Annotated in this window: 14 protein-coding genes; 9 read left to right on the forward strand and 5 right to left on the reverse strand. The window is 41.8% G+C overall.

Going from position 1 to position 13,305, the window contains the following annotated elements; genetic code table 11:
* The 7 genes from ACFSJE_RS18210 to ACFSJE_RS18240 form a co-directional block, all read left to right on the forward strand.
* Positions 1–648 (forward strand): hypothetical protein (locus ACFSJE_RS18210; protein ID WP_379832312.1); only part of this gene is annotated, 648 nt, incomplete at its 5' end.
* An 83-nt stretch (positions 649–731) separates the two neighbouring features.
* A complete protein-coding gene (locus ACFSJE_RS18215; protein ID WP_379832313.1) occupies positions 732–2,693 on the forward strand; it encodes a T9SS type B sorting domain-containing protein in 1,962 nt (653 codons plus the stop codon).
* Between the two features lie 4 nt (positions 2,694–2,697).
* Positions 2,698–3,654, forward strand: coding sequence for a PorP/SprF family type IX secretion system membrane protein (locus ACFSJE_RS18220; protein WP_379832314.1), 957 nt, complete (start codon positions 2,698–2,700; stop codon positions 3,652–3,654).
* A 57-nt stretch (positions 3,655–3,711) separates the two neighbouring features.
* The gene (gene idi, locus ACFSJE_RS18225; RefSeq protein WP_379832315.1) at positions 3,712–4,245 is read left to right on the forward strand and encodes an isopentenyl-diphosphate Delta-isomerase; all 534 of its coding nucleotides are present in this window, start codon (positions 3,712–3,714) and stop codon (positions 4,243–4,245) included.
* Entirely contained in the window at positions 4,242–4,649 is a 408-nt protein-coding gene (locus ACFSJE_RS18230; RefSeq protein WP_379832316.1) for a 6-pyruvoyl trahydropterin synthase family protein, read from the forward strand. Before idi ends, ACFSJE_RS18230 begins: the two co-directional genes overlap by 4 nt.
* A 7-nt stretch (positions 4,650–4,656) precedes the next feature.
* On the forward strand, positions 4,657–5,619 hold the full coding sequence (locus tag ACFSJE_RS18235) for a type I phosphomannose isomerase catalytic subunit (RefSeq protein ID WP_379832413.1): 963 nt from the start codon (positions 4,657–4,659) through the stop codon (positions 5,617–5,619).
* A gap of 25 nt (positions 5,620–5,644) precedes the next feature.
* Complete coding sequence (locus ACFSJE_RS18240; protein ID WP_379832317.1) at positions 5,645–5,917, forward strand: hypothetical protein; 273 nt, start codon at positions 5,645–5,647, stop codon at positions 5,915–5,917.
* Here the strand turns inward: ACFSJE_RS18240 and ACFSJE_RS18245 are convergent.
* The 3 genes from ACFSJE_RS18245 to ACFSJE_RS18255 are packed head-to-tail and all read right to left on the reverse strand — an operon-like array spanning position 5,914 to position 10,179.
* Entirely contained in the window at positions 5,914–6,615 is a 702-nt protein-coding gene (locus ACFSJE_RS18245) for a DUF4369 domain-containing protein (protein ID WP_379832318.1), read from the reverse strand. The genes ACFSJE_RS18240 and ACFSJE_RS18245 overlap by 4 nt on opposite strands.
* A gap of 44 nt (positions 6,616–6,659) precedes the next feature.
* Positions 6,660–7,922, reverse strand: coding sequence for a DUF819 family protein (locus ACFSJE_RS18250; RefSeq protein ID WP_379832319.1), 1,263 nt, complete (start codon positions 7,920–7,922; stop codon positions 6,660–6,662).
* A 58-nt stretch (positions 7,923–7,980) separates the two neighbouring features.
* Complete coding sequence (locus ACFSJE_RS18255; RefSeq protein WP_379832320.1) at positions 7,981–10,179, reverse strand: DUF5916 domain-containing protein; 2,199 nt, start codon at positions 10,177–10,179, stop codon at positions 7,981–7,983.
* Positions 10,180–10,353: 174 nt separating this feature from the next.
* Between ACFSJE_RS18255 and ACFSJE_RS18260 the strand changes: the two genes are divergently transcribed.
* A complete protein-coding gene (locus tag ACFSJE_RS18260; protein WP_379832321.1) occupies positions 10,354–11,121 on the forward strand; it encodes a S1/P1 nuclease in 768 nt (255 codons plus the stop codon).
* 18 nt (positions 11,122–11,139) lie between these two features.
* On the opposite strand, the gene ACFSJE_RS18265 is transcribed toward ACFSJE_RS18260, so the two are convergent.
* Positions 11,140–12,009: an AraC family transcriptional regulator gene (locus ACFSJE_RS18265; protein WP_379832322.1), complete on the reverse strand. Its 870-nt coding sequence runs from the start codon at positions 12,007–12,009 to the stop codon at positions 11,140–11,142.
* 211 nt (positions 12,010–12,220) lie between these two features.
* Here ACFSJE_RS18265 and ACFSJE_RS18270 point away from each other — a divergent pair, with 211 nt between their 5' ends.
* Positions 12,221–12,574: a hypothetical protein gene (locus tag ACFSJE_RS18270; protein WP_379832323.1), complete on the forward strand. Its 354-nt coding sequence runs from the start codon at positions 12,221–12,223 to the stop codon at positions 12,572–12,574.
* Between the two features lie 52 nt (positions 12,575–12,626).
* Here the strand turns inward: ACFSJE_RS18270 and ACFSJE_RS18275 are convergent, their stop codons facing one another.
* Entirely contained in the window at positions 12,627–13,259 is a 633-nt protein-coding gene (locus ACFSJE_RS18275) for an MOSC domain-containing protein (protein WP_379832325.1), read from the reverse strand.
* Positions 13,260–13,305: the final 46 nt, after the last annotated feature.

Raw genomic sequence — 13,305 nt, forward strand, 5'->3', positions numbered from 1 at the left:
ATCGGGCTGAGCGGCACTTCCATCACGGTGACCGATCTTGGTGGCACGTTGAGCCAGGACCTTGACGGTACCTTTGCCACGGACGCTGAATTGGCTGCCCTTGACACTGATGATGCGGATGCCGACCCGACGAACGAATACAACACGGCTTTTGCAGTCACCGGAGGAAATCTTAGGATCACGGATGGTGGAGGCAACCTAGATGTACCTCTAAGTTCAATATCTACAGATGATCAAGATGCTTCCGAAGTAAACTCAGATACGCCTATTGATGTTGATGGAGATGGAACTACAGAAGCTACCGTAGAGGATGTAATTCAGGATATAGCACCGATTACTTCCAAAGCTGCAAGAATATTTTATCCACCATCCATAGCAATTGATGCATCAACCAATGGTACGGGACGAACTGTTGACCTTTATGCGCAATATGTTGCCCAATATGGAAGCCCTACAGTTGCTAGTGCTGGTGCTCCGGCTGCACTTCCAACATATGGCGCAACTGAGCTCTATTATTACGTAACCTATGCAGACCCAGCGGTCTTTGACAATATGAGTATTAATGCAAGTGGGGTCCTTACGTATGATATTGTTGGACAGCCTGCAGATTACAATGCATTGATCAATGTGGTATTTGTGGTAAAATAGGAATGATATAAAGGCTAATCGATTTGAAATCAAAAAACCTACATAAGTCTTTATTCCTTGGATTGTTTGTCCTGTTTTTGGGGATGAACTTTGCAAATGCCCAGTTTTTACTTCAGGCCCCAAATACCGGTGATGAAAATAATTACCAATGGTTTGAAGCTTCCGATTTAGGAACGGTACTCGGAACTAACTCCTTTTATGAAGCCACGCAGCCTGGAGTTTATTTTGCTACCTATGATGGCACCCTTTGTGGTTCCAATGCGACGGGCTATTTTATTTTAACGGACTGCGAAGCACCTAATAATGAGGTGACGCTTGACATTTCAGCAAGCATTCCCTCTGGTGCGACCGTAAGTTGGAGTCCAGCCTTAAGCGGCGATCAATCGAGGCCCATGGTCATTAGTACACAAACCGTAATGCGATATACGGCGACCATTACCAAGGCAGGAAATAATTCAGAGCTCCCTCGGTTTACAGTGGTTTGTATGAGTCAGGCGGCTAATTTAGAGGACGACCTTATCGCGGTCAATGAGGATGAATCCGTTGTTGTGCCAATTTTCGACAATGATTCGGACTTGCCAACAGCTGGTACGCTTACTACTACAAGTCCATCCAATGGTTCAGTATCCATCAATGAAAATGGGACTGCAAATGACCCATCGGATGATATTGTGACCTACACACCAAACCCTGATTACAATGGAAGTGACTCCTTTGAGTACACCATCTGTAATCCATTTGGGGATTGCAGTACTGCAACAGTGACCGTAGATGTGTTACCCATTGTGGATACCACGGATGATTCTGCTTCAACCGATGTAAACACCAATATTGTGGTACTGTGGAGGGGTAACGATAACGATATTCCAACCGCCGGTTCTATTACGACCACGCTGCCATCCAATGGTACCGTTATCTTGAATGATAACAATACGGCCAACGACCCATCCGATGATGATATCACCTATATCCCCAATCCGGACTTTATCGGAACGGATACCTTTGAATATACCGTTTGTGATACCAATGGAAATTGTGACACTGCCACTATAACGGTCATTGTCAATTCGCTTGGAGTGGATTTGGACTCTGATGGTGATGGCATTGTGGACAGTTTTGAAGATCTTAATGCTGATAACGATAACGACCCATCCACCAACCCAACAGATACCGATGGCGATGGAATTCCAGACTATTTGGACATTGATAGCGATGATGATGGAATTCCAGATAACGTTGAGGCGCAGCCGGCCCTTGGCTACATCCCTCCGAGTTTGGTGGATGCCAATGGAAATGGATTGGATGACGCCTACGAAAATGACGGCAATGTCGGCTTAATACCTATAGATTCCGATAACGATGGTATCCCAGATTATGTGGATACCGACAGTGATGACGACAATGTGCCCGACGCCATTGAAGGTCATGATCATGACCACGATGGTATTGCAGATGTGACCCTAAAAGGTTCAGATAAGGACGATGATGGTTTGGATGATGGGTATGAAGGCGAAGCCGTTCTCGATATTGATGTCAATGATGAGATGGATGACCCAAATACGGATTTACCCGATACTGATTCTGATGGTATTCCTGATTTCCGTGATTCGGATGATGATGATGATGGAATCGAGACCATCGACGAAGATTTGAATCAAGATGGAAACTACGCCAATGATGATTCCAACGAAAATGGCATTCCTAATTATCTAGATCCAGATTTGGGTGAAACTACGGTTGAGACGGTCGACGTCATCAACGTGATCACACCCAATGGCGATGGTGTTCACGATGTGTTGGCCATCAATGGATTGGAAAATTATCCGAACAATACAGTCAAAATTTACAACAGATGGGGCGTTATGGTCTATCAAACCAGGGCCTACAATACAGCTGGGAATGTTTTTGATGGTACATCCCAAGGAAGGGTGACCGTGGATCAAGACAACAAGCTTCCAGTAGGTACATATTTCTACATCATTGAGTATCAAGATGGGACAGGAAACATGAAACAACTTACAGGTTATCTATATATAAACCGATAAAGAAATGGTCGCTTTGGAGAAAATGGCTTTGAGAAAAAGAATTAAGGGACTGCTTACCGTGTTGCTACTCGGGGCAATGGGAATTGTACATGGGCAACAAGATGCACAGTACACCCAGTATATGTACAACACGGTAAGTGTAAACCCTGCCTATGCTGGTTCTCGCGGACATTTGAGCATAGCTGCCCTCTACCGCAACCAGTGGTTGGGATTGGATGGCGCTCCAGAGACTCAGACCCTTAACATTCATACCCCAATGGGATACCGAGGCGTTGGTCTGGGGGTTTCCATAGTAAATGATAAAATAGGTCCAACTTCTGAAACTTATTTTGATGTGGATTTCTCATATACCATCCAAACCTCTTGGGAGGGGCGGTTGAGCTTCGGGCTTAAGGCAAGTGCACATATGCTTGATATCCGATATTCAGAACTGGATGAATTTGAGATTGACCCGCAATTGCAATCACAACAGGATATTCAAAACAAGTTTTCACCCAATGTTGGAGCCGGAGTGTATTATCATACCGATAGATTCTATGCCGGACTATCCGCACCAAGAATTTTGGAGACTACGCATTTTGATACCTCCTCCGTATCAACCGCCAAAGAGCAGATAAACTTGTATGCCATAACAGGCTATGTTTGGGATTTGAATCCTTTTCTAAAATTTAAACCTACCCTTTTGACCAAGGTGGTTCAGGGTGCTCCCTTGCAACTGGACCTGTCGGCAAATTTTATGCTCAATGAACGTTTTATTGGTGGAGTGGCCTACCGATGGGATGCTGCTTTTAGTGGACTTTTCGGCTTTATGGTTTCGGACCAATTTATGATTGGCCTAGCGTATGACCGTGAGATTACGGAGCTGGGAGCTGCAACCTTCAATGATGGTTCCTTTGAAGTCATTCTTCGTTACGATTTCATCAGAAACCTAGGAAATCTTAAGTCCCCACGATTCTTTTAAGGACAATTTAAAACACCTACTTCGGATAAATTCCCTCAAAGGTCATATTTTTACCTCATGGAAGAGGAAAATGTGATTTTGGTAAACGAGGCCGATGAACCCATTGGTCTAATGCCAAAAATGGAAGCCCATGAAAAAGCATTGTTGCATCGGGCTTTTTCTGTTTTTGTGATGAATGATAAGGGAGAGACCATGCTGCAACAGCGTGCCAAAGATAAATACCATTCCCCTTTATTGTGGACGAATACTTGTTGTAGTCACCAGAGGGAAGGCGAATCCAATATTGAGGCCGGAAAGCGCCGCCTTATGGAAGAAATGGGCTTTAGCACTGAGCTAACAGAATTATTTTCATTTGTCTACAAAGCTCCTTTTGATAATGGACTTACCGAACATGAATTTGATCATGTAATGATTGGGACTTACAACGCGGTTCCGAACATCAACCCAGAAGAAGTGGCGAATTGGAAATGGATGCATCCAGAAGAAATCAAAACGGATATTTCCAAAAATCCAGAGCAATACACAGCCTGGTTCAAGATTATTTTTGAACGGTTCTATGACCATCTTATGCAAAACATTTCAACATCATGAAGGTGAAAGTTAGCAGAAAAGCCATTTTTAATGCCGCGCATAGGTTACATCGACCTGATTGGGATGAAGCGAAAAACGATGCGGTCTTTGGAAAGTGTAACAACCCGCGTTTTCATGGCCATAATTACGAGCTTATCGTAAGTATCACCGGAGAAATTGATCAAGAGACGGGTTTTGTGATGGATTTGAAAGTACTCAAAGACTTGATCAAAGAACATGTTGAAGAAGCTTTAGATCACAAAAACCTTAATAAGGATGTACCGGAGTTCAAAAATTTGAATCCGACTGCAGAAAATATTGCTGTGGTCATCTGGAACAAACTACGCCCCCACATTGCAGAAGCCAAGGACTTGGAAGTTGTGCTCTATGAAACCCCTCGTAATTTTGTAACTTACTCAGGATAAAATGGACCTGTATCCCCTAAAATTTAAGCCAATCCTTAAAGAACGTCTTTGGGGAGGAACGAAGCTCAAGGACGTGCTCGGTAAACCCATTGATAGTGATATCACAGGAGAAAGTTGGGAATTATCGGGTGTGCAAGGCGATATTTCGGAAGTAGCCAACGGTCCTTTGGAGGGCATATCACTCAAAGAATTGATAGTGGACCACGGCGAGAAGCTATTGGGGAAAAGTGTGGTAGAACGTTTTGGGACTGAATTTCCCATTCTCATTAAATTCATCGATGCCAAGCAAGACCTCTCCATTCAACTCCATCCCAATGATGATTTAGCAAAGGAAAGACACAATTCTTTCGGGAAAACCGAGATGTGGTACATTATGGATGCCGACCCCGGGGCCAAGCTCATTGTGGGTTTCAATAAAAATGTTGAGAAGGAAGAATATATCCATAGTTTGGAAAAAGGCACGTTGTTGGAGTTGATGAACTACGAAGAAATCTCCGAAGGAGATACTTTTTTCATCAACACAGGGAAAATACATGCCATTGGTGCAGGGACACTGTTGGCTGAAATTCAGCAAACTTCGGATATTACTTATCGGGTTTATGATTTTGACCGAAAGGACAAAAATGGAAACCTTAGGGAATTGCATACAAGCTTAGCAGTTGATGCCATTGACTATGAGTTAAAGGACGATTTTAAGGTAGCATACGCCAACAAAAAGGATGTTGTGAACACCATGGTCGATTGCCCCTATTTTAAAACCAACTTTTTGGATTTGGATGGCGATTTATATCAAGATATTTCAAAAAGGGATTCCTTTACCATCTATATGTGTGTTGGTGGCGAAGCGACCATCAGCAATGACTGGGGCAGTGCCGCTATAAAAAGGGGAGAGACCATTTTAATTCCGGCTTGTAGCAGCAACGTGAACATTAATACGCACGGAGCCAAACTTTTAGAAGTTACGATTTAGTAGTACATTTGAAAAAATACCAACAATGCCAAGTATTCGTGATTTAAAAAAAGATGTCAACTTTGTTTTGGGAGACATCATTGAAGCGGTTTACATCTGGGAAGCCGGTTCAGGAAACAAGGAGTCTGAAGAAGGTACCGTAATCATTGACAAGGCCATCGCCGTGTTCGATGAACTAATGGACAAAATCCATCAGAAAGACGTGAAGGATTCCAAAGCCCATTTTAAGGAGATAAGATTGCAACTGGAAGAAAAAGCTACAGAATTAGTAGAAGAACTGAACAATCTTGCCAGTTAGTCATTCCTGCTTTTCAATAACTCTTGAAGAGCTTTTCCATATTTTGATTCTGCCACTTCAGGCGATAATTTGCCATATACAGAATCCAAATACTTAGGATTTGCTTCCTGAGCCTCCATCATCATGATGTAGGGAGTTGCATAGGAATCTCCATTGTTCAAACCAAAATTCAATACGTATCTGTATCGATTGATCAAATTTTGGTCGGCCAAACGTTGAAGTGAATCCAATGCTTCCTCGTTTTCAAGGTATTCAGGTTGCGAAGCTTCTTGCATCAAGGTCAAATCCCGCAAATTGAATTTGGACAGCATTGCGCTGAATTCCGCAAGTTTTTTATGTGATTCAGAACCCAATATTTCGGGATTCTTATCAAAAGCATTCCAAGACGTATTGATGGTGATTTGTCCGGCTTCTCCAAAAAACATGATTCGATCATTCACATCGTTTTTATCCTCTTTGTCCAGATAGAGATAAAAAATATCAGGATCCTCTACTACTTCGGAAAAGCTGAAATTACCATCGCCCTCAATGTTGAGGGAATCCAACACCACTAAGGATGAATCCCTGAAATGTTGTAGAAAAAGGGTGCCTTTTTTCAGTCCTTTTATGTTTCCGGAAACGGTCATGGTGTTTTCCGTGTTTTTTTCGCAGGATAAAACGGTCAGGGCCAAAAGCGCCACAATAAGGATTCTCTTCATCATTCAAATTTTGCTCGGCAAATATGCATAAACTTCTTAACTTTTTAAACTTTGGAGGCGACTTCCATCAATAAAGCGCAAATATAGGCGCCTGCCGTACCCACAACATACCCAAAAACGGCCAAAAGAATGCCCACAGAAGTCAAGGAAGGATGAAATTCCGCCGCCACAACTGGTGCTGATGCCGCGCCTCCCACATTCGCCTGACTCCCCACGGCAAGGAAAAAATAGGGTGCTTTAATTAACTTGGCGACCAAGATCAATAATCCCGCATGGATGGATATCCAAACCAATCCGATGGCTATGAGTCCTGGGTTCTCCAAAACTTTGCCCAAGTCCATTTTCATACCAATAGTGGCCACCAGAATATAAATAAACACACTTCCAATCTTGCTGGCACCAACTCCTTCATAGTTTTTGGCCTTGGTAAATGATAACCCAATACCAATGGCTGTAGCAAAAACGACCATCCACAAAAACTCAGAACTAAGGGATGAAAGTATTTTCTGTTTGTTCCGAACAACCTCGAAATTAGCTTCCAGAAATCCAGCAAAATGATATCCCAAAAGATGGGCAATACCTACTCCAACAAAGGCATAAAAAAGAATCATCATCAAATCGTGCAAGGTGGGAATTCGAGAGATTTTTTCCGTGTAAGTGGATACCTTTTGTTTGAGGTCCTCTATTGCCGAAGTATCCGCCTTTAGCCAGGCATCAATCTTTTTGGACTTGCCAATACCGAATAAGAGTACAGCCAACCAAAGATTGGCCACCACAATATCAACCAATACCATTCCACCATAACTTTCCTGATTGTATTTAAAGACTTCCAGCATGGCCGCTTGGTTAGCTCCGCCGCCAATCCAACTTCCAGCAATGGTGGCCAAACCGCGCCAGACGGCATCAACACCACTTCCCCCCACAGTTTCCGGTGAAAAAATGGATACGATCAATATAGCTATTGGTCCTCCAATAATGACGCCTGCGGTTCCTGTTAAAAACATGATCAATGCTTTGGAACCTAAATTCATGATGGCTCTCAAGTCTATGCTCAGGGTCATTAAAATCAATGCAGCGGGTAGCAAGTAGCGGCTGGCCACAAAATAAGTTTGGGATGCAGATTCATCTACAATTCCCAAACTGGCCAAAATGGCGGGTAGGAGGTAGCACATGAGTACCGTAGGTACAACCCCATAAAATTTGCTCCAAAAACCGGTTGTTATAGATGAAGTATAAAAAACAAAGCCCAAGCAGAGGCAAAGAAGTCCAAAGATGACCGTGTCATCGGTAAAAGGGAGTTGGTCCATAGTATCTGAATAGCGATATCCTCAAATATAGGAAAATCAAAAAGTGTAAACCTTTTTTCTAAATATTCAGCCAGTAGGTAAGTTTCAAGTTGATTGACCTGGTTCTCGGCATGATGGTATTTACAAAATAGTTATCGTTGTATACCAAGAACAGGTCGGATAGGGGTGCAAAACGCCATTGCAAACGGGAGTTTACGCCTAGGTTGTCCAACTGGTTGCTGTATTGCACCAACGTGGACCAAAAAACCGACTTATTAAAGGTGATGTTTATCCTTGGGCTTAGCAACAATAAGTCTTCACTTTCGTAGGGTTCAGGAAGTTTTATGCTATTGTAGTTCATTCCCAATGAAAGAAATATGGTAGGTTGCAGTCGAAGACTTAAATCTCCTTCCATAGCAAATTGGGTGCCGTTATAAAACTCACCGTATCCGGGTTGAAGCGAGTAGGAAAAAACCTTTCTTCGGTCGCTCTGAAATTCAACTTCAAAACTGGAGTAGTAGTATCCTTCATTGGCGGGAAGCTCTGTGCCCCCATCTGTATTGGTGGGGTCAAAGGTTTCGGTTAAGAAGGTGTATCGGTTAAAAATGCGGGCAGAAAGCTCTTCTTGGGTTTTGAACTGGGCTTGCCATCCGGTTACGTAGGTGTAGTCTGTATTTTTGTAGTCTAAAGTGGGTCTCCAGAGGATATTGGGATTAAAACGAAATCCATGGAAGTTCAAGTTTCCTTTTTTTGGCCAAAAATTCACTTCAACAAAAGGTCTGGTGATAACAAAATCGCGGCGTCTTATATAGCCAAGATCTGATCGGAAGTCGTTTCCCACGAAGTTGCTACTAAGCCCAAAATTTAAATATCGGGAGTTATACTGCAAATCTGCCCCACCCGTAGCGTCATGATCTCCAAGGGCATGTGCAAATGATTTATGGTAGAAAAATTTCCCAAACCAGGTGTTATCCGACGAAGCCAAGTTATAATCCAGTCCTACCACACGATTGTAACGATCCTCTTCGGCCAGAAAATCATAATCATCAAAAGTTTGGCGGTTCACAAATATAAAGCTGAGGTTGGAGCGGGAGAACATCTTCTTTTGAAGCGCAAATACGGTGTTGTTGTTACTGGGGATTTCGTTGGCTTCATCTTTTTCAGTTTGAATATTGAGTAAGCCCAATCGCCAATTTTCATTGATTTTACCGCTCAAACGGGCACCGCCGATAATTCCATTTTCAATCGTTTCGCCATCCAAGTTTTCGGCAATACCAATTCTTCTTGAAAAGAACGGGTTGCTGTCGCGCTCATTCCCAAATGAACTGAAAAGATCACTATTGTCAATAAAAAATTGCCTGCGTTCGGGTAGCGATATCTCAAACCGGGTAAGATTGGTGACCAGATTGTCTACTTCTACATTCGAAAAATCTGGGTTTACCGTAATGTCCAAATTCATGCCATTGCCTATGGAAAGTTTAGCATCCCCACCAAAATTAAGCTTGTTGTTCTCGGTATTGTTCTCATAGTCCTTGCTTGCAATGGCATTGGCATATGGGATGATGGCCATTGGGGTTCTTGATTTTCCCAAAGGTTTTTCAAAGACCATGTCACCCATGAATGCTAAGCTATAGATGAGTTGGTTTTGTGGAATTTCTATCCACGTGCTCTGCTCGTTACTTTGCATATCGAACCGATAACTATTGAAACGCCATCTGGTTTCCCCTTGTTTGAATTTGAAAGAGGTGAGGGGAATGGCAATTTCACAAACGTAATAACCATCATAGAGCTTGGTCTCTCCCTGCCATTTTACATCCCACGAAGTGGTAAAACCGCTTTGGCCGGAGCCGCCATTGGAAATCAGTGCCTCTCTTCTTACTCCGTAGGGATTCATTCCAAAAAGAAAAGCATTGGTGCCATCATTGAAGGTGTCGAACAATAGGCTTATGTTATCGTTTCCGCCTGCACGATAATCCCTTTCCAAAGAAGGAATTATATAATTGTTGCCTTCAGAATCTAGTTTAATGCCAATGAACAGCGTAGTGGCATTATACACCATTTTAATATTGGTTTGCTGGACAGCCTGTACGGAATCCGAGGGGAAATATTGTTGAAAGTCCTGGGCACTTTCTGCAATCTTCCAAGCAGGGTCATCAAGAATCCCATCTATCATTAGGGGGTCTTCAGTATATTTTACAATAAATTGCTTAGAACTGGTTTGCGCAAAAAATAAGTATGGCAATAGTAGTGTGCAAAGTACAAAACGAAGTTTTGACATTAGTTAAGTTTAGTTGGTGCGGTAAAGTTAATTTTTTTCGCTTCGTTAAAAAAATCCCAAAGTTTAGTATAAGCCATTGTCTTTCAAAAAAGATGGTGAAAATTGGCATTTATAAATTATGTTAACCAATCTTATTGTATCGTTTTCCTTCACATAGGGATAACCTCATCATTCATGAAACACACTTTTCTTCTTTTATTATTGGTTCCTGTTTTTGCTTTCAGCAATTTTTGGGGAAAAACAGGACATCGGGTTACCGGACATATTGCCCAAGAGCATTTGTCGAGTAAAGCTAAAAGGGCTTTAAATGATTTGTTGGATGGTCATAGTTTGGCATTTGTCTCTACGTATGCTGATGAAATAAAGGCTGACCGGCAGTATTCTAAATTTTCGGCTTGGCATTATGTAAATTATCCTTTGGGAATAAAATATAAAGACTCCGAAAAAAGTGAGTATGGCGATATTATGACTGCCATTGAGGAATGCAAGCAAGTGATTAAGGACAAGAACAGAAGCAGGGAGGACCGTGTTTTTTACCTGAAGATGTTGATGCACCTAATTGGAGACCTACATCAGCCCATGCATGCCAGTAGGGCAGAGGACAAGGGAGGGAACGATATCCAAGTGCAGTGGTTTGGTGAGGGGACCAACCTACATCAGGTTTGGGACAAAAACATGATTGTTTCCTACGGAATGACCTACACGGAACTCGCCACAGAATTGAATCAGGTTTCACGCAAGGAGCGTAAGGCAATCCAAGAAGGCACTATATATGATTGGGTGGATGAATCCCACGAAATTTGTGCAACATTATATGACTCCGTTAAAGTGGGTGAAAGATTGGGATACGCATATACCTATAAGTATAACGATATCCTTTTTCAGCAACTTCAAAGAGGTGGTTTGCGCTTGGCAAAGGTTTTGAACGACCTTTTTGCCTAAAAAATCTCGCTTACAATATTATTGTAGTACCGTTTTAAGCTGATTTCTATATTCTGATGGATTTTGGCCCGTAAAAGCTTTGAATGATTTGTTAAAATGGGAAAAGTTGTTGAACCCACTTTCATAACAAACCTGGGTAATGCTCATCGGCTGCTCGGCCAAAAGTTTGGATGCATGCACCAAACGGTATTCATTTACAAATTGCGTAAAGGTCTTGTTGGTGATTTTTTTGAAGTACCTACAAAATGAAGGTACTGTCATACTGACCATATCTGCAATTTCGTCCAGACTGATGTCTTCCTTGAAGTTGGTCTTTACATGGTTGAAGACAATATTGATGCGGTCGTTGTCCTTAACTTCGGTCTCCATGGAAAAGCCTTCCCCGTTCAATACTTTGATCTCATCTGAGGTAGCCAAGATGTTCAATATATTAAGGATGGATAACAACCGTTGAAAATCGGTTTGGTACTCCAATATCTCCATTTTTTCACCAACCTTTACCTTGGTCTTTCCTGAAAACGCAATACCTCCCTTGGCAACTTCAAACAGTTTGTGAATATTCTTCATCTCTGGAATATTGAAGAAATCACTACCCAGAAAGTCAGCCTTCATCTGTATAAGGGTCTCGCTTTTGTTTCCTGTCAATTTATCGGTAAAGCCACAATGGGGTAGGTTGGAACCAATAAGAATAAGGTCTCCGTTCCTAAAATAGGAGACATGGCTACCTATTTGACGTTTTCCGGAGCCCCCGTTAATATAGACCAGTTCCAATTCGGGGTGATAATGCCAGCCATTGTTCTTGTTCTCGTTGTTTTCATTGAACTTTTGATAGGTAAACGAGTGACCAAAACTAGGCGCAATTGCCTCAAAAGCAGGTTTTTGAATCATTTTTGCCATTTTATATTTGGTATAACAAAGTTACTGCCATGCCTTGTAGGGCATATCTACAAAATTAACTAAAATCTATGGTATATTAACCTTATCACTATATTAACATATACCCCATGTTAAAATTGCATAGAAACTGGAAAAGATGGTGGTATTCTTGACTTCTATTCCACCATACATTTGTGCTGTAATCTTAAAAAAACGAAATGTTATGAAGTCAGTAGTAAATTATTTAGTAGCCGGAGCATTCCTATTAGTATCTGCAGTAGGTGTTGCCAACGGACCCGCAAAAAGCGAAGTAGAAAAGAAATTGGTCAATGTTGAGCTTGACCCAGTTTTCGTTAAAAAAGGCGAAAAGTTGATGATGAACCTGTTGAACATCTCTCAAGGAACTGTTCTTCTTAAGGTGTATGACAGCAAGGACAGACTTGTTTACGACGAGTCAATCGATGGAAAGCTTGTTGTTGAAAAAGCATTCAACTTTGAAAAAGCTTTTGAAGACGAATATACCATAGTTGTAGTTGATAAGTTCGGTACTTACAAAGAAACTATGGCGGTAAAATAGTTTGTTTAGTTAATTTTTATGTGCAAGGGGCCCTTTAATTAGGGTCCTTTTTTTATAGTAACTTTTCCAATCGTTCTCTTTTTCCAGGCGGTAATGCATCATTCGCTATGGCAAGTTTCAGATGTTCCCGATTTTTTTCTTTGGAAAAGAGCAATTGATAAAATTCTTGGGTGGTCAACGGGCTTTTGGATTCCTCCACTAATTCCATCCTATCTCCGGTAGCAACTTTACCTACTTCCAGAATTCGGATGTATGTCCCGGGAAAACCGTGGTCAATAAATTCCTTTAAAATTTCCTGGGAACCAAAACGAATTCCTAATTTAAAACAAGGCTCCCTTGGTTGGGTAATTTGCACCAAAGCACTGCCTAATTTATAGATGCTTCCAATTTTTAGTTGGGCTTCGTTTAAGCCTTCAATGGTCAAGTTTTCCCCAAACATGCCCCAATTCCAATCCAGATTTGGATATTTTTCCTTCCAATACGGGTAATGGTCCGAAGAGAAAAGATAACACGCCTTAAAAATTCCGCCATGCACCTTACGGTCTGCGATGGTATCCTTGGCCACACTTTCTGTTTCCAAAAGCAAGGGTTCTTCAATGGGGTGCTTGAAAATACCTGTTGTGGTTTCTTTTCCGTTCCAAATTATTGAGGTGGGCTGGCCTATGTTGGTAGAGATGACTCGCATGGACTAAAAATAAAAAAACCATCGCAGATTTTACGATGGTTTTTCA

Source organism: Flagellimonas iocasae (assembly GCF_042682725.1).
GTDB classification, from domain to species: Bacteria; Bacteroidota; Bacteroidia; order Flavobacteriales; family Flavobacteriaceae; genus Flagellimonas; species Flagellimonas iocasae.